Source organism: Photobacterium profundum (assembly GCF_003026285.1).
Lineage (GTDB): Bacteria > Pseudomonadota > Gammaproteobacteria > Enterobacterales > Vibrionaceae > Photobacterium > Photobacterium profundum.
The window spans coordinates 135,981-152,798 of sequence record NZ_PYOD01000001.1 but is presented as its reverse complement, the minus strand read 5'-3'; the positions used below and the strand labels follow the sequence as shown (position 1 = coordinate 152,798).

At 39.5% G+C, this 16,818-nt stretch carries 17 protein-coding genes; 6 read left to right on the top strand and 11 right to left on the bottom strand.

The features are described 5' to 3' along the window. Window positions 1–222: 222 nt before the first annotated feature. On the bottom strand, window positions 223–657 hold the full coding sequence (locus tag C9J48_RS00715) for an Hsp20 family protein (protein ID WP_006231623.1): 435 nt from the start codon (window positions 655–657) through the stop codon (window positions 223–225). A gap of 340 nt (window positions 658–997) precedes the next feature. After that, window positions 998–2,044 carry a DUF3080 domain-containing protein gene (locus C9J48_RS00710; protein WP_006231624.1) on the bottom strand — a complete coding sequence of 349 codons (1,047 nt, stop codon included), beginning with the start codon at window positions 2,042–2,044 and terminating at the stop codon, window positions 998–1,000. Between the two features lie 306 nt (window positions 2,045–2,350). Between C9J48_RS00710 and C9J48_RS00705 the strand changes: the two genes are divergently transcribed. Both C9J48_RS00705 and C9J48_RS00700 read left to right on the top strand, forming a co-directional pair. Next, entirely contained in the window at window positions 2,351–3,739 is a 1,389-nt protein-coding gene (locus C9J48_RS00705) for a sensor histidine kinase (protein ID WP_006231625.1), read from the top strand. Further along, window positions 3,739–4,371, top strand: coding sequence for a response regulator (locus C9J48_RS00700; protein ID WP_006231626.1), 633 nt, complete (start codon window positions 3,739–3,741; stop codon window positions 4,369–4,371). Before C9J48_RS00705 ends, C9J48_RS00700 begins: the two co-directional genes overlap by 1 nt. 226 nt (window positions 4,372–4,597) lie before the next feature. Here C9J48_RS00700 and C9J48_RS00695 read toward each other — a convergent pair whose 3' ends face one another. From C9J48_RS00695 to C9J48_RS00680, 4 genes are all read right to left on the bottom strand, one after another. Continuing rightward, the gene (locus C9J48_RS00695; protein WP_006231627.1) at window positions 4,598–5,041 is read right to left on the bottom strand and encodes a cytochrome c3 family protein; all 444 of its coding nucleotides are present in this window, start codon (window positions 5,039–5,041) and stop codon (window positions 4,598–4,600) included. 140 nt (window positions 5,042–5,181) lie between these two features. Continuing rightward, entirely contained in the window at window positions 5,182–5,859 is a 678-nt protein-coding gene (locus C9J48_RS00690; protein ID WP_006231628.1) for a 4Fe-4S dicluster domain-containing protein, read from the bottom strand. Further along, a complete protein-coding gene (locus C9J48_RS00685; RefSeq protein ID WP_006231629.1) occupies window positions 5,859–6,446 on the bottom strand; it encodes a multiheme c-type cytochrome in 588 nt (195 codons plus the stop codon). Before C9J48_RS00685 ends, C9J48_RS00690 begins: the two co-directional genes overlap by 1 nt. A 98-nt stretch (window positions 6,447–6,544) precedes the next feature. Next, a complete protein-coding gene (locus tag C9J48_RS00680) occupies window positions 6,545–7,591 on the bottom strand; it encodes an ethylbenzene dehydrogenase-related protein (RefSeq protein WP_006231630.1) in 1,047 nt (348 codons plus the stop codon). Between the two features lie 422 nt (window positions 7,592–8,013). Here C9J48_RS00680 and C9J48_RS00675 point away from each other — a divergent pair, with 422 nt between their 5' ends. Both C9J48_RS00675 and C9J48_RS00670 read left to right on the top strand, forming a co-directional pair. Next, a complete protein-coding gene (locus C9J48_RS00675) occupies window positions 8,014–8,478 on the top strand; it encodes a GNAT family N-acetyltransferase (RefSeq protein ID WP_006231631.1) in 465 nt (154 codons plus the stop codon). A 74-nt stretch (window positions 8,479–8,552) separates the two neighbouring features. Next, window positions 8,553–9,599, top strand: a complete 1,047-nt coding sequence (locus tag C9J48_RS00670) for an NAD(P)H-dependent flavin oxidoreductase (RefSeq protein ID WP_006231632.1) — start codon at window positions 8,553–8,555, stop codon at window positions 9,597–9,599. A gap of 158 nt (window positions 9,600–9,757) precedes the next feature. Here the strand turns inward: C9J48_RS00670 and C9J48_RS00665 are convergent, their stop codons facing one another. Then, window positions 9,758–10,699, bottom strand: coding sequence for an NmrA family NAD(P)-binding protein (locus C9J48_RS00665; protein ID WP_006231633.1), 942 nt, complete (start codon window positions 10,697–10,699; stop codon window positions 9,758–9,760). Window positions 10,700–10,817: 118 nt separating this feature from the next. After that, on the bottom strand, window positions 10,818–11,069 hold the full coding sequence (locus C9J48_RS00660) for a Na+/H+ antiporter NhaC family protein (RefSeq protein ID WP_006231634.1): 252 nt from the start codon (window positions 11,067–11,069) through the stop codon (window positions 10,818–10,820). Window positions 11,070–11,275: 206 nt separating this feature from the next. Between C9J48_RS00660 and C9J48_RS00655 the strand changes: the two genes are divergently transcribed. Then, window positions 11,276–12,214, top strand: a complete 939-nt coding sequence (locus tag C9J48_RS00655; RefSeq protein WP_006231635.1) for a bile acid:sodium symporter family protein — start codon at window positions 11,276–11,278, stop codon at window positions 12,212–12,214. 83 nt (window positions 12,215–12,297) lie between these two features. Here the strand turns inward: C9J48_RS00655 and C9J48_RS00650 are convergent, their stop codons facing one another. Together C9J48_RS00650 and deoC are read right to left on the bottom strand one after the other, a co-directional pair. Further along, complete coding sequence (locus tag C9J48_RS00650; RefSeq protein ID WP_006231636.1) at window positions 12,298–12,933, bottom strand: alternative oxidase; 636 nt, start codon at window positions 12,931–12,933, stop codon at window positions 12,298–12,300. 51 nt (window positions 12,934–12,984) lie between these two features. Further along, a complete protein-coding gene (gene deoC, locus C9J48_RS00645) occupies window positions 12,985–13,758 on the bottom strand; it encodes a deoxyribose-phosphate aldolase (RefSeq protein ID WP_006231637.1) in 774 nt (257 codons plus the stop codon). A 201-nt stretch (window positions 13,759–13,959) separates the two neighbouring features. Here deoC and C9J48_RS00640 point away from each other — a divergent pair, with 201 nt between their 5' ends. Beyond that, the gene (locus C9J48_RS00640; protein WP_006231638.1) at window positions 13,960–15,375 is read left to right on the top strand and encodes an aminotransferase-like domain-containing protein; all 1,416 of its coding nucleotides are present in this window, start codon (window positions 13,960–13,962) and stop codon (window positions 15,373–15,375) included. Window positions 15,376–15,485: 110 nt separating this feature from the next. Here C9J48_RS00640 and C9J48_RS00635 read toward each other — a convergent pair whose 3' ends face one another. Then, window positions 15,486–16,697: a DUF3103 domain-containing protein gene (locus C9J48_RS00635; protein WP_373456035.1), complete on the bottom strand. Its 1,212-nt coding sequence runs from the start codon at window positions 16,695–16,697 to the stop codon at window positions 15,486–15,488. Window positions 16,698–16,818: the final 121 nt, after the last annotated feature.

Below are 16,818 nucleotides of genomic sequence, written 5' to 3'. Positions count from 1 at the left end.
AGGTTAAAACGCAGTAACCTTGAAGGTCTTGTGTCGTTTATCAAAAATAATCAGCCGTTGGATATATCAATTTATCAATTGTTTATAGATGAGAACTAACATGACAAAAGCGGTATTTAAGCAAGGGCAATATTAATAAAATCATGCTCTTGATGTTATTCACCGTGTTGCTCTGTTTCATCGTGTTGTTCTATTGGTTGTTTCTCACCTTATTACACACTGTTATTTATGGCTGATGGCAATCGTACGTGGTTGCATGACGTCTGGTGTTTCACGCTCTAAATCAATATGAAGTAGACCATTTTTCATGGTTGCGTTTAGCACTTTGATGTAGTCAGCTAGTTGGAACTTACGTTCGAAATCGCGCTCAGCAATGCCTTGATAAATGTAATTCTTGTCTGCGTCTTCGTTGTTTTTACTTTCAGCAGTGATGATAAGTAGATTTTCTTTTTGGGTGATATTAATCTGATCGTCAGAAAAACCAGCTACCGCCATGGTAATACGGTAATTGTTTTCATCTTTCTGCTCGATATTGTACGGAGGGTAACCGTTTGATGTACTTTTCGCATTTTTTGCGTTGTTCGATTCCATCATGTCAAACAGACGGTCGAAACCAATAGCACTACGGTATAGGGGAGTAAAATCGACATTTCTCATAAAACTATCCTCATAAATAAGCAATAGCCTTAGTGATAAATACGCATGAGGGTATCAGACGTAACTAGGCACTAAGGGGATCAGAACATACACTCCACAGACCACCTTGGGTTCAGGGACGTGATGCCTAATATTTCAAGTTGTTTACTTTCTCTTTGTTCCCTCTAACGAGGCGAACGAGACAAGTGGCTTGAAGTTCCATTTGGCAACTTCTGTAATTAATTTATGCTTCCGGTAGGGTTTAGTCAATAATTAAAATTAATTATTTTGTGAATATTTCATATGCATCTGATAAATAATGATTTTAAGTTGTTTTTGGTTTTAGATAAAAAGCTCAGATTTAATTTCCGAGTTTTATGCCACAACGTTTGAATGTACGTTGCCAAAATTTGACGTGTTTTAGAGTGGCTGCACGAAATGATGCATGTAATTGCCCTTCGATATAGGTGCGATGGTAGGGCGTGAAAGCATCGAGTAGCGGAGAGATAATTGAAAATGCAGTGATAAGATCAGGTTGAAGCTGTTGGTATTGTGAATCTAACTCTGCCAGGTAAGGCTGAATAGGTTCAGCAAAGAATTTGAAGAAGACATTACGTAAATAGGTCGCTTTCTGTTGATTTCGGTTCGGACCGCAACTGATCGTGTTTTCTTGTGCTTCAAGCAAGGCTGTTGTGGCAAGTAACCAATCACGAGCACGTGTCATTGAGTAGAACAATTGTCCGTAATAGCGAAATAGGTGGATTTGTTCTTGGTGATACAGCAAAGCATCTATTGATTGTTTTGATGTCGGAATTTTAGTGAGAATGTTGGTGGTAATGCCTGCAATATTGCGAAAGGCTTCTTGGTTTTCGACAAAGCCTGGGAAGTGATTTAATTCAAAGGTTGTTGAAACGGGGGAGAATTGCTGACGCCATTCTTTGCCACTAATTACCATATTCCATAGGTGGTGAGATAATTGCCGTTGCTTCTGTGTTTCCAGTAATACTAATTCAGTGTGAAGTGTTGACTGTTTATCAAGTGTTGCAATACAGCGATTTAGCCCGTTAATTAACAGTAGTTCATATTGTAGCTGGTGGGTTTTATCTTGAACCTTTCCCAATATTGAATTGCGCTCGGCTATTAGGTGGAATAAATCACACTTTCTGAGCTCATAAGCGTTCAGCAAACTTATGCGTATATCTGGATTTGGTAGCGTGAGATCACGAACGTCAGGAAAGGGAATCATGGACGTTGTAGGGGCAGGTATAGTGTCGACATCTAGAACGCTTGCCAATCGGTCATGATAGCGTTGAAAGGCTACGTCAGTACTGTTTCGTTCACACCCTGTAAGCAGTGCTATCGAGAAGAACAGCCCAAGTATGTGATATTGCAAGATCGATTCAGACATTCAAAGGCATAGCTCCTTATCCGCATTGTTTAATTATACGAATGATTAGAGGAGAGCGAGTAATATACCCAAGCTTAACGAATGCCCCCCGAAATTGATGAGTTTTCAATACCATTGTTCAGTAAAATCTATACTGCAAAATGTTTACGGAGAATCGTAATTTATATTAAGAACGTAATTATGGTGATCTGCATACTGAGGTAGTTTGGGTAATATATTATTGTCCATTACAGAGACAAAGCTCAAACAAATGATCTTCTTAAAGTGCTATCTTGCTCAACTCTATCCAGAGATTAGAGTACTTCAATGCAAGAACTTTTCGTATTTAGTCTCTATATGCTTTATGGCTTAATTTTTATTGCTATTGGTTTTACTATTTTTTTCCGTGATTTGCGATTTAGCCATCTCTCTATTGCCTCTGCGCTTCCAACGTTAGCTATCTTTGGTTTTATACATGGACTTCATGAGTGGTCTGAATTGTATCTGCACGTGTATCAAGAAGAGTTGATGATGCACCAGACAGTAAAGATATTAAAAGTGGTAAAACTTTGGACTTCCTTTATTGCTTTGGGCTATTTTGCTCTACAAATGCTCGCGATGACCAAATGGCGTTTTCGGTCACAGCTTTCTTTGATTACCCAAGTTGTTACAGCGCTATTTTTTGTTGGTGTCGTTTATCGTTATTTCTCCCAAGACCTCTATATCTTTGTAAGAGAAACAACATTTCAAATACGATGGCTATTTGGTTCTGGTGCGGGAATGTTAGCTGGCGCCGCTCTTATGAATTATTCCAAGAAGCTGAAGCAGGAAGAGCGTAAAGCTGCAGGAGCTGTAGGGTACTTAGGCATTTCTATCATAATTTATGGATTGTTCGCAGGGCTATTTTATATCGAACATATAGTAGTTGGTCCTATGATTCGTACTTTTTTAGCTCTGGTGATGTTGATCTACCTAAGAAAGACACTTGAACTGTTTGATGCTGAAAGACAGCAGCAAATCGAACGTTCACTTCATCAGGTGCTGCATAATGATAAATTGAGAGGTATTGGTGAGTTGGCCTCGGGTATTGCTCACGAAATAAAAACGCCGTTAAGTAGCGCTTTGATGCGGTGTGATTTACTTGAAAAACAAATAATAATAAGTGAATACGATCGGGATAACGCCCAGAGGCAGCTTGAACACATTCGTAAAGGTCTGTTGAAAGCGGCTCATATTAGCCAAGAGTTACTTCAATTTTCGCATAAACGTATGCCTATAAAACAAAGGCTTTCTGTTGCTGAATTGATTAAGGAATCGCTTGAGTTGATGGCCCATCGATTAAATGATTTCCAAGTAGAGATTGATATTCCGACAGATTTATATTTTTACGCGGACAAAGAACAACTAGAAGATGTGGTGATCAATATTGTCAATAACGCTATTGATGCCTCGATTAATAAGAAAGTCATTTTTATTAATGCGGAGCAGAGAGGATTACGGATTAAGTTATCAATTACCGATTTTGGGACTGGGATTGATGAAAGTATTAAGGATAAAGTGTTATTACCTTTCTTTACTACGAAAGATAAAAGCACTGGCACGGGGCTTGGGTTAACACTTAGTCAAAAAGTTTTAGAACAGAATCAAGGTAAGCTAAGTCTTAGCAATACAAAAAGTGGATTGTGTGTGGAAATTGAACTAGCAATGGAGAGCTAATGAGCCTTAAATTACTCTTGGCTGAAGATGACTTAGATTTACGAGAAGTTATCACTGAAGCCTTAATACTTGATGGCTTTGACGTCACCGCATGTGAGAGTGCAGAGCAAGCCATTAGCTGTGCTATGCGACACAGTTACGATATTGCATTATTGGATTTTGTGATGGGCGGGATAAGTGGCATTGATGCTATCGCAGTACTAAAACAAACCGATCCTAATATTGGGGTCGTGATCGTGACGGCTTTTGGGACGATTGACACTGCGGTAGACGCGATGAAAAAAGGGGCAGATGAATTTTTAACTAAGCCTTTTAACTTACAAACGCTCTCTGTTACGTTGAAAAAAGTACATGCAGAAAAATCATTGAAGTCTCCCCCTGTCGATAAAGATAGCGACTTAGTCTTTAGTGCATTATCAAACCCGATTCGACGTAATGTTATATATCAATTGAATATCCATCAAAGACTCAAGTTTATGGATTTGTGTCGTTTAGTGGGTATTAAGGATCATACCAAGTTTAATTTTCATCTACGCCAGTTAATAAAAAGTGGTTTAGTTTCTAAAAATGATGAAAAAACCTACTTCTTAACTAAGGTGGGAATCGATATTGAATCACGTATTTTAATGTAGCAACTCAATATAAATGAATATCGAGCAGAGAAGTGGGTAATAATACCATTCTGGATAAGTAAATGGTCAGATAATTGCGCAGGATAAATTGATAATAACAAGGCTGAAATTGAAGTAACTAGTGGCTCTAATTATAAAATTTCTAACGTAGTTATAAACAATTTTAACCAGCAAGGATGATCAGATACTTGTCTAGATTGGTATAACACCCACTTATTTATTGTCGTTATCTAGCTCCATTGATATGCGAATGCACAAACTTTGGTGAGTCTGAATAGAGGTTTAGATAGCTTTCTAATCGCATTGAATAGAAACCCTCTAACTCCTCATCTTCCTCTTCATGGCAGTCGGTACAGATCTCTTTCGGATCAGACTCTTCGTGAGGAAAATGACACTCGACACATTCCATCTGCTCACTATCTTGGTGTTTGATATTATGCTGGCGACCGTCTAGATTGGCCAATGTATCGTGACACTCAACACAGCTCCGATACTCAAACTCCAGATCCTCTGATGGCTCTTCACCTTCGTGACATTGACCTGCACAAGTCTCATCCAGCAAGTGGAAGTTAGCTACGTTTTCTTCGTCTGGATTAGGTAACTCTTCTGCCCAACTTATAGAGCAACTGAAAGCGAGCAAGCCAAACAGCATATATTTAATGATGTTCATAAACGTGTTTCCTTAATCATTCTATTGTGTGGCTTAATTGGAAAATTAAGCCACCACCATTTGACCCGCGTATAAAATAAACATTCGAAGTGACATGACACCCAGCAGGGTAAATACTGGCAGAATTCAACGAAGTTCTATCATAATCGGACCTCGTTGAATCTATCGGGAATACGGAGCATTTTAGGTTTAGTGCCTAAATACTTTTTGTAGCGGTAGACGGTTTTATTTTTCAGCTCGATATTAATGTCATTTCGTGGATCATTGAGATCACCAAAAATGAGAGCTTGTTTTGGACAAGCTTGAACGCAACTCGGAAGTTCACCATCTGCCAGTTTTGATTTTCTGCAGAAATCGCACTTATCTGCAGATTTTGTTACAGGATCAACGTAGCGTACTTTATAAGGACAAGCAGCAATGCAGTATTGACAGCCAACACATCGTTCTGGATTAACGTCTACAATCCCTGTTTCTTTATCAATGTATGAAGCGCCTGTTGGGCAGACATTGACACATGACGGGTTTTCGCAATGCTGACAAGATTTCCTGAAGAAGCTATAACGAATATCGGGAAATTCACCAATAGGTTCACTTCTAATAATTTCAAGGCGAGTAACACCATCAGGCACGTTATTGGTTTCTTTGCAGGCTTTGACGCAAGCCTCACAGCCGATACATAATGATTCATCGTGGATCATGGCATATTGTTTACCATCAATTTCAATTGCTTGAACAATGGATGTGCCTACAACACCTGTCGTTGCAATCATAACACCAGCACCTAAGCCGATAATCAATTTGCGCCTAGGGTGATCCATTATTGAGCTCCTTCTAGTGCTTGGTCTTCTGTGTGGCAATCTACACATCGTTGTATTCTAGATTTTTTCTCAATACCTATAATTGGGTCAACATCAGTATGGAGATCATGACAAGAAGCACAGTTAATCGGTTTAAAATGCACATCGTGCGTCCAATCCGCTTGTCTGAGATCTTTTGGAGAATGGCAAGACATACATTGCTCGTTCTGAGATTGAGCACTTATACTTGAATGCTCTGCAAAGCTAATAATGCTAGTTTTGTCTTTTGGATGAGCGCCCTTATTTTCGTGGCAAGCAGTGCAATTGTTATAAAACTTTTTGCTCGAGTGGGCGCCAACACTTTTTATTGGCTTAATGTCTTTTAGTAAACGTTGTTTTTTATGACAGCGAATACAACGCTTATTTTCTTTGATCAGAATAGCCATTTCATCGTCATTATTAATCTGTGAGCTGAAGATCTGATCGGCTTCTTCTCTATTTAATGCTGTTTTACTATTTATGGCTTCTTGTGCGTAGGAAGCAGAAGATGAACAGAGAACGAATAGGCTTAAAATAATAAAGCTGGAAAAATGGAGTAATTTAGCCATAGTAATTCTCGTTATTATCTTTATTCTGCCATTTAGCAGGCTTTAATAAGGCCAACATAGTGCTGGCCTAAATATTAACGTCTCAAATATTGTTTAATTTATTTGAACTCTAAATTCATTACTCCACGGTGGAAGACGTGGTTGATTTGAGAGTTGTCGAATACCGCAACACCAAATGGGTAAGCTTTATTCATATCGTTAAACTGAACGTCTTGAGTTTTAGCGTTGCTACCAGTAGTAACAAGCTTACGTTTCATTTCCAGCGTCCAAACACCATCTTTCCATATAGCACCAACATCTACATCCCCACGAGAACCTGTGAATGGTGCTCCGGTTAAGCCTGGAATACGGTTTGATGCATTGAAGTCGGCAGTAAATGGCTGTTTTTCGGCTTCGTGGATAAGAAGCGTATCTGCTGTTAATTCTGGTGTAACGAATGCAGGTTGGCCATCTTTAATATTATTAACATAACCGCCACCAGTTTTATCATCACCTTTACGCCCCCAACCTTTGTTTGCTTTAGGGTCGGTATTGCTGTCTACGTATTGGTCATCTAGCTGACCATGCGCGCCGGTACGGACACCTTTCCAGTGCCACATATCAAGGTATTGGCCTTCCTTGGTGAATTTACGAGCAGGGTTTTTGTCATCTCTGCCGGCAATTTTACCGTCTTTAGAGCGGTGACATGCGGCGTTACAGCCTTTTTCAGCAAAACCGTCTGCATTGATATCCCAAAATACTGCGAATTTATCTTCGTAATAGGTATTATCGTGACCAGTACTGTCTTTGTTGACCATTTGCTTCCAGCTATTATCGTCTTGTTTTACCCAAGGGAAGCGGTCAATACTTTTTGTTGGATCTTTATAACTGATTAAGAAATAAATAAATTCTTTATCATAGAGTGACTTAATTTCCACTGTTGTTTTCTTTATACCTTCATAGCCATTGTTTGGCTTGTAGGGCAGTTTGCCTAATTTGATTTTGGCTGCTTTTATATCATTCCAAACAGCGTCGACTTGACCATCGATAGTAATTTCTGACGATGTCTTAGTACTTTCTAATGTAGTGTTTTTTGCCTGAGCAAAACTTACGGGTACTGCCGCTAAAGCAATAGTGGTACTAATAGTAAGGATCGAAGGTCTCATATTAAGCTCCTGATGGTCTATTAATTTTATTTTCATAATCATAATAAGAACGAAAGGAACTTTTTCATTTGATCAATGTCACTAAATAAAAATCAGGTTAGTTTGGTTAGATGGCTTTGTGAACATGCAGATAAAACATGTTAGGCATAGTTATACCGAATAGATAATATTGATAAATAAATTTATCATAGTTTGGTGTTATTTAAATACTATAGATGGTAGGTGTTTCTAATATGTTCATCATTACGCAACCATAAATTAAATTGCCTTTTATTTCTCACCCTTAATGACGCTGGAAATAGAAATAGAAATAGAAATAGAAATAGAAATGGAAATTGATAACCATTGGGTAATGTTAGCAGCGCGGTAAGTTACGGGATGACTTTAATAGGTGGTGGTGAGGTTATATGCTAGGAGGTAAAATGGAATTTGCTCTTGAAAAAGTGACCCACAGAGATCTTGATTCAATCGTTAAATTAGGTGAATCAGTTAATGAAGAGCACGTAATACCTTTACTTGGTGCAGACGGGCAGAAAGCCATTCGGATTGCGTTTATGTCTGATGTCGCAAACGTAACTAACCCTGAAATTTATACAGCGGTTAAAGCAATCATTGGCAACGTAATAATAGGTTATATCGCTTGGCGTGACGGAAACTACCTTGGCCATCTTTATGTTAAAACTGAATATCATGGCTTTGGTGTAGCTAAACGGCTCATTGAGGAAATGAAGATGATTAGTGGTGCAACGTTAATAAGCGTCAAAGCATCAATTTATGCACTTGGTTTCTATGGAAAAGTAGGGTTTAAGGCTACGTCGGAAGAGTTGAGTATTAATGGCATTCGTTATGTTCTTATGGAGCTCAATGTTGAGCAACACACTGATTAAAACAGCAAGGTGATGCGTTTTACTCTATGATTTTTCTTTGAAGTTCGGCGTTAGTCTTTTAAAGGGAATTATTTATGCGTAGAGAAAGTATTAAACGTTTATTTGAAACTGATTTTCCTATTATTCAGTCACCAATGGCAGGCGTTCAAGATAGCACTTTGACTGTTGCTGTGTGTAAGGCTGGAGGCTTAGGTTCATTACCTTGTGGAATGCTGAATATTGATAAGATTGTGAGTGAAATTAAGGTAATTAAAGAAGCAACAGATAAACCTTATAATCTTAATTTTTTCTGCCATGATATGCCTGATTATAATGAAAAACAGCAATCAAAATGGCAAGCGCAATTAACCCCGTATTTTACAGAATTGGGTGTTGAGTGTGAAAGCTTACCTAACAGTGCAAATCGAATCCCTTTTAATCATGATATTGCGGATGCCATTGAGTCATTTAACCCTGAATTTATTAGCTGTCACTTTGGTCTTCCTAATAGGGAGTTGCTTGCCCGTGTAAAAAGCTGGGGAACTAAACTTGTTTCTTCTGCAACAACAATAGAAGAAGCGCTATGGTTAGAATCTAAAGGTGTTGATGGAATTATTGCCCAGGGTTTCGAGGCTGGAGGGCATAGAGGAATGTTTCTGTCTGATGACATTTCTACTCAGGTAGGTATGTCAGCTTTAGTCCCTCAAATTGTTAATAAAGTAAGAGTACCTGTAATTGCTGCTGGTGGTATTGGCGATAGCAAAGGTGTACAAGCCGCGTTATCACTCGGTGCTGATGCTGTTCAAATAGGTACGAGTTATTTGTTGTGTACAGAAGCAAAAACATCTCAATTACACCGTTTAGCCTTAAAGAATTTTAAATCTCAGCATACTGCTATTACGAATGTTTTTTCAGGTAGGCCGGCACGCGGTATTGTTAACCGAGCTATGAATGAACTTGGTTATATAAGTTCATTCGCACCAAATTTCCCTTACGCTGCCATTGAAATGGCGCAATTACGTGGTCATTTTGAAAGGCTAGGCTCTGATGACTTCTCACCGTTATGGAGTGGGCAAAATATATCTGGCTGTAAAGAGATTTCTGCAAAAGAGCTAACGTTACTTCTTGCTGCTGGGTGTTAATAAAGCTATCAAAATAAAGATATCAAATAGACACTTTTATTCAGTAGGTTAAGTTCATTAAAGAATACTCCCCCTAAAACGTATCAGCGGAGGTATGCTGATACGTTCTAATCTCACTAACGTCTGGAAAGTTGAAATTAACGAGGGTGAATCGATGACTACTTAGCGTCGAAAATAAACTCAGGGCTAGCAATTGCTTGTTCAGATGTTTTGCTAACGTGATAATCTGGGAATAGTTCTGAAGCCTTGATGGTTTCATCTGTAAAATTAGCTAACTTACCAATGACGTAAATCACGTAATTAATGCCCCAACGTTCACGATCTGTCTCAGCTCCTTTTTTCGCAGTAACTTCATCATTCGCGATAAGTCGTTGCTCAGTAATATATTCTGAGGAGAAATGTTCATATTCAAAAGCATGATTTGGATGGTGCTCTTTCAACAAATCAAGCATTTCAGTTTGTGTAAGAACATTGAAATCCATTTGTACACAATGATTAATGGTGCGCTCATCAGTGATCGCCATCGCGACAATCTGACCAATATCTTTTATCTCGTGAGCGTAGATCGGTAGTTCCATATTACCGAAAGTGGTAATTTTGTTGAAAAAGCGAAGATTAGGCAGAAAGTAATCAAAAATGCCACCAGTGTAAATAAACGTCCAGCCGATACCTGATTTAAAAATCTTCTCGTGCAAGTCTTTTTTGTAATCAAACAAAATGCCATCACCGTAATCTACCCCTCGAGTATGACAACCAAACTCTGTGGGAACAAAGCGCTTTACGCCACTCTCTATCGCAGCTTCAAGCCAAATGGGTTCTAGTTCAGTAATAACGGTTTGATCGCCTGGCGCACAACAAATTAATGTATCGGCACCTTTTATCGCCGCCATTATTTGAGCTTTATCTCGCATGTCTGTTACTTCAGCAATACACGCGCCATTACCTTTAAATTCTTTTAGTTTTTCGGATAAGTCACTCTGTAGATTTCGTGTGATCGCAATAACGTTGTGACCTAGTTTTAAAAGCGTTCGCACCGTTGGGCTGCCGACTTGTCCTGTGGCACCGATGACTGCAATGGTTTGTTTTTGGAAAGTTGACATGGGTTTAATCTCTTTCGTTTTGTAAATAATGACTTAATTTTAAAAGTAATTGCCTATTTGCACATGGTTCAGGTCAATCTAAAAATGGTAAATGTTGAACCTGTAAGGGTCTTAAGGGCTATATTACGGTAGTTACCAATAGGTAGCTGACAAATGCCATTGTTGCAATGTTGAGCGTGATTGGGAGCTGCGTTCTAAAGTGACTCTCGGGGCTACAACCTGCAGCTGAAGATGCCATAATGATTGAATCGGAAATAGGCGAACTTTGATCGCCAAAAACAGCACCAGAAATAACAGCGCCAATAATAAGTGGTAACGATAACCCCATTTGTGCAGCCATTGGCAATGCAATCGGTATTACGATATGCATAGCAATGGCTAAGATCTTCCGTCGTTATTTTTGCTATTTGCAGGGTTTTAATTCTAAAGTTTCATACAGGAAAGCCAGGATGCTTACTTTTAATGATTAAGATAGCCGTAAGTAGGGAATAGCTGTTGGCATGTATAATTCATTACTGTTGTGTGGAATATTATTAACAACGTTAAATAATAGATAAAATAAAAAAAGGAAGAAAGATGATAGGGAGAATCACACAACTGTTTCCGGCATGGGCGCTGCTCTTTTCGGTTATAGCGATGGTACAGCCAACACTATTTGTTGGTTTAAAAACACAAATAGTGCCATTACTGACCATTATTATGCTGGCGATGGGTGTCAGTTTAACACCAAGTGACTTTGTTAATGTGGCAAAGCATAAGATCGCGATTGGAGTTGGTGTTTTATTGCAATTTTCGGTGATGCCCATTGTTGCCTTATTGATAAGCCTTGCTATGGGGTTTGATAGCGAATTGACGGTTGGTATGGTGCTGGTAGGTAGTGTTGCTGGCGGAACTTCATCCAACGTTATGGCTTATTTAGCCAAAGGTAATGTGGCGTTATCGATTTCAATGACAGCGATCTCAACTTTACTTGGGGTGGTGTTAACCCCATTTCTTGTTGAGTTATATGTTGGGCAATCGGTTGATGTACCTGTAGGGGCAATGCTAATTAGTTTAGTTAAAATAGTATTACTACCTGTAGGCCTTGGGGTGGTGATTAATGTTGTAGCGCGAAAACATATTGAAAAAATATCTTCAATTTTACCTCTTATTTCAATGGCTGCGATTGTGATTGTTATTTCTATTGTGGTGGCATTGAATGTAGGCAACCTCAAAACACTTGGCCCAATGATTGCGATAGCAGTTATTTTACATAATAGTATCGGGCTGTTTGCGGGTTATTTTTGTTGTCGCCTGTGTGGGTTTAACGAAACGATTAGTCGTACCGTGGCATTTGAAGTAGGTTTACAAAACTCAGGATTAGCCGCTGCGCTAGCGATGAAGTTTTTTACGCCAGTTGCAGCTGTGCCAGGCACTATTTTCTCTGTATGGCATAATATTTCAGGCTCTTTGCTGGCAGGTTACTGGGCAAAAAAAGGCGACGTTAACGACTCTGTTAAAACAATCAAACCGTAAAGTATTAACAGCTAATGTTGCAGTTAACGATAATTTCCCCAGCGTAATTGCTGGGGAAATTTTTCGGTGTCAATAAAGAACAATTAGTTCTGATGTTCTGGTAGGTTGTAGTTTTCGTACGCATCGGCGAAGAAATGGTTTTGGTCGTGGTGTTTGGCTTCATCATTGCGTATTTTTACGATTACATCTCGCAACATGGCATCTAACGGCAACTGGTAATACTCGATGGCAATTTTCGGGGCGGCCACATTTTCTACTTCACCTGCATCGATTTTACTCAGATATTCAGTGTAGCTTTTACAGGCTTCTTCTTCAAAATACCCAACTACACGATGCGCAATTTTAGACGACAGCAGATAAATCAGGCTATACACCACAATGAAAGCACCTTGGCCAATCAGTACTAATGCACGTTCAACCCAGCTAGGTTTAGCAATATTTAAAAATATCATCAGATGCATTCTCTCATTTTCTGCTTCATCCAATAATTCACGGATCCATCCTTCATCATCTTTCATTCGGCGTAAAGCTTTTAGATGATTAAACATGCCTGCTACCATCCCCGGTACAGCGGCAATGGTTTCCAAAATTACAGCACGTTTTGCGTATTTTGTTCCATAGAATATATTTAAAAGAAACTTGAGGCATTGCGTTATTTTATACGCAACGTGCTCAGAGAGTTTAGAGGCGGTTCTGTGTTTTAATTCAAAATCAGACATGTGTGATCCTCCTGTTTTTAAGTGGCAATAATGCCACCGAAAAAGATGCGACTAATAACTGCTTTCTAGTACTTTTTCACCTTCTCCCAGCGTATAAAGTAGGTTGGTTAGTAAGCTAGACGCTCCAAAACGGTAGTGCATTTCGTCTGCCCATTCAGCCCCAAAAATGTCATCAACCATATCCAAGTATATTTTCGCTTCTTCAGTGGTTTGTACACCGCCAGATGCCTTGAAGCCAACCGTTTTTTCAACGCCCATGTCTTTGATTACCGATAACATAATTTCGGCAGCTTCTGGAGTTGCATTAACGGGTACTTTACCTGTAGATGTTTTGATGATGTCAGCGCCTGCTTTGATTGAAATCTCAGACGCTTTTTTGATCAGTGCATTAGTTTTTAGCTCACCAGATTCGATAATGACTTTCAAAAGAGTCTCACCACAGACTGCTTTACACTGCTTAACAAGTTCAAAGCCGACGTTTTCATTTCCGGCAATTAGAGCACGGTATGGGAATACGACGTCTACATCATCAGCACCGTACATAATTGCGGCTTTAGTTTCAGCAACAGCAATGTCGATATCGTCATTCCCGTGAGGGAAGTTAGTGACAGTTACAATACGAATGTCTGGTGTACCTTGTAAGCGTAACTGTTTCTTGGCTGCAGGAATAAAGCGAGGGTAGATACATATTGCCGCCGTATTACCAGCGGCTGTTTTAGCGTTTTTACACAATTCGATTATTTTTTCATCTGTGTCATCATCGTTTAAAGTTGTCAGATCCATTAATTTAAGTGCGCGTAGTGCTACTGTTTTTAGGTTACTCATAGATATTTCCTATTCAGTTATTTTTTAGCAGATTGATGTGTTACCCAAGACCTGAAATAGTCTTCGGTTCAAAATGAAAGTAGGGTGATTATAAGAACAGACTGAAAACTATAATAGATACAGAAATGGCTGTTTTATGTATAACAGATGAGATGTTTGGTGCTATTGTGCCGAGACTCGGGAATAGAAGGTGTTGTTGCGTTGGCTAAATATGAAAATCTTGTAGAGCAAATTCGTGATCAAATCCAAAATGAAATTTGGAAAGTAGGAGATAAGCTTCCTTCGTTACGAAAGCAGACTGAGGTTTCAGGTATGAGCCTAATGACGGTGCTGCATGCTTATCAGGTACTAGAAAGCCAAGGATGGATCGTTTCTCATGCTCGGTCGGGGTATTTTGTCGCCCCCAAAGTTCAATACTTGAGTGCTAAAACTTTAGATGTGACGGTTCAGACAACTGAAAACATTGATATTAATGATTTTATTTTTGAGGTTTTACAAGCGAATAGAACACCGTATATTGTCGATTTCGGCTCTGTATATCCCGACCCGAAACTATATCCTCGACATCAAGTAAATAAATCGCTTATGGCAGCTGCGCGTACCATGCCAACATCAAGTGCGTTAGATAACCTACCTCCTGGGAATGAAGAGTTACGTCAGCTCATTGCCAAACGGTATGCGGCACAAGGGATAAGTGTGCATCCAGAAGAGATAGTGATCACTGCAGGTGCGCTTGAAGCGTTGAATTTGAGTCTTCAAGCAGTAACTCAGGCTGGAGACTGGGTTGTGGTGGAATCGCCTACCTTTTATGGCGCATTACAATCGCTCCAAAGGCTTAATTTACGTGCACTATCAGTTAGAACCCATCCTCAAGATGGGATAGATCTTGATTCACTTGAAAAGGCGTTACAATCTCACTCGGTAAAAGCCTGTTGGTTGATGACAAATCACCAAAATCCTTTGGGGTGCACTTTGTCGAATGATAAAAAGAAGCGTTTGATTGAGTTGCTGGCAAAGTACAACGTCTTCCTTATTGAAGATGATGTATATAGTGAACTGTATTTTGGTGGACAAAAGCCATTGCCAGCAAAAGCATTTGATCAGCAAGGTATGACGATGCATTGCTCATCTTTTTCTAAGTCTTTGGTTGCAGGTTTTCGAATTGGTTGGGTGGCTGCAGGGAAAATGGCACTGCCCATTCAAAAACTTCAATTGATGAGTACATTGTCTGCCAGTGCTCCCATTCAACTAGCCCTTGCTAAATACCTATCTACTCGCAACTATGAAAACCATTTACGTCAGCTGAGAAGAAAACTGGAACAGCGTAAATTCGCAATGTGGCAGTTGCTACGTTCTTATTTTCCTCCTAACGTGAGTGTTAATTACTCAGAAGGTGGGTATTTTTTATGGGCTGAATTGCCGGAGCATTTAGATGCGACAGAGTTATACCAGCGCGCGTTGAAAGACAATATTAGTATTGCGCCAGGGAAAATGTTCTCTGCGAGTAAACAGTTTAATCATTGTTTTCGGCTTAATTCGTCGTTTGAATGTTCAGAGTCAGAAGAAATAGCGATAAAACGGCTGGCCGAGTTAATCCAAAACATGATGGATGAATAAAATGAACTACACATGTGATAGCCAGCGAGTGAGTGAAAGCCTACCAATGTAGGCCTTCATTCGTAGTAAGCATCGTTAATGATTACCAACAGCTAGTCGATGTCAGTGAGTTACTGAGTAGGATCAATCGTTAATGGTGCAAAAGTTGCTGTGACATTATTACCCGCAGCAGAGTAGTCGTTGTACATAGTGCCTTGACGCAAAGTGTAAAATACATCGACAAAGTCATCATCATTTGTTGCCCAGCTATCTGGAATTGCTTCTAAAACTTTTCCTGTCAGTTGTGGAATAATCGCATACGCTTGCACTTCAGGATCAGGAATCGCTTTTAAGGCAGTTGTCGCCACTTCTAACAAAGTACGTGCTAAATCCTTATAATTGGTGCCGTCATCTTTCTCCATTAATAGCATATCAGCCGCAGACCAACGGTAACGTTGCCAATAGATCATTACTTGATTCGGTGAATAATCGGTTTCGCTGTAGTCCAAATATGGCATATCAATAATATCTAATACTGGCTCGTCACGGCTAGGATTCACGCCTGTCACAATCGCGTATATTTCAGCTTTTCCTGAAATCCAAGGTTCATGATCATCTTTGAGACGAATTTTCTTGAGTACAGTAGTCGATATACTTGGTGTGCTTGCTTGTGTATTAAACGTACTCTCAGCCATAGAACGGGATTGAAGTGGCATGGGTTTTGGTGCGATATTTTCACTGTTTAAACTTTGTAAGCGCTGGATTTCATCGTTCATCGCTTTAATGCCAGCTTTCAACTCTTTTCGCGAGTTTGTATCAACAACGAGTACGGGGCGATCAGGCACATTATATACATCCAATAAGTGAATGTTACCGTCGATATCGTAGGCTTCGATATAACTCCAGTTTTTATCGTTGCCTTCTGGCTCCCATGCAAACAGTGGAGATTGTCCCGCTTGCCAGCGTGCCAACATAGTTTTATCAGCCAAACGTAATTCCATAATGGTATCGGTATAATCTTCGATGCCTTTATCTACTCGTAACGTCTCATCCATCGCCACCATCGAACGTGCAAAAGGGGCAGCACGCTTACTACGTTTTAATTCATTGAGTGGCGCATTCAATTGGTACTGGCTGATCTCTTCATGAAGTACAGGTGCAAGTTGTGTGTATTGTTGGCTCAAGCTCAATGCCAGCGCACGTTTTGATTCCGTAACCGATACCATTGTTGGTGATGCTGAGCTTGATTTATCTAGAGTGGGAGCTAATTGTGTATTAGACACCGGCGCTGCAGTTACACTTGCAGAGAGTATGCCAGCAGTAATAGCTAAAGGTAGCGCTATATTCATACCATAAATCCTTCTATTGAGTTTTATTCTACTTATGTGTAGTACAACACAATGCATTCATGGTATTTATGCCATCTAATGAACAATATGAAAAATAGATGTATTTTTATTTGAG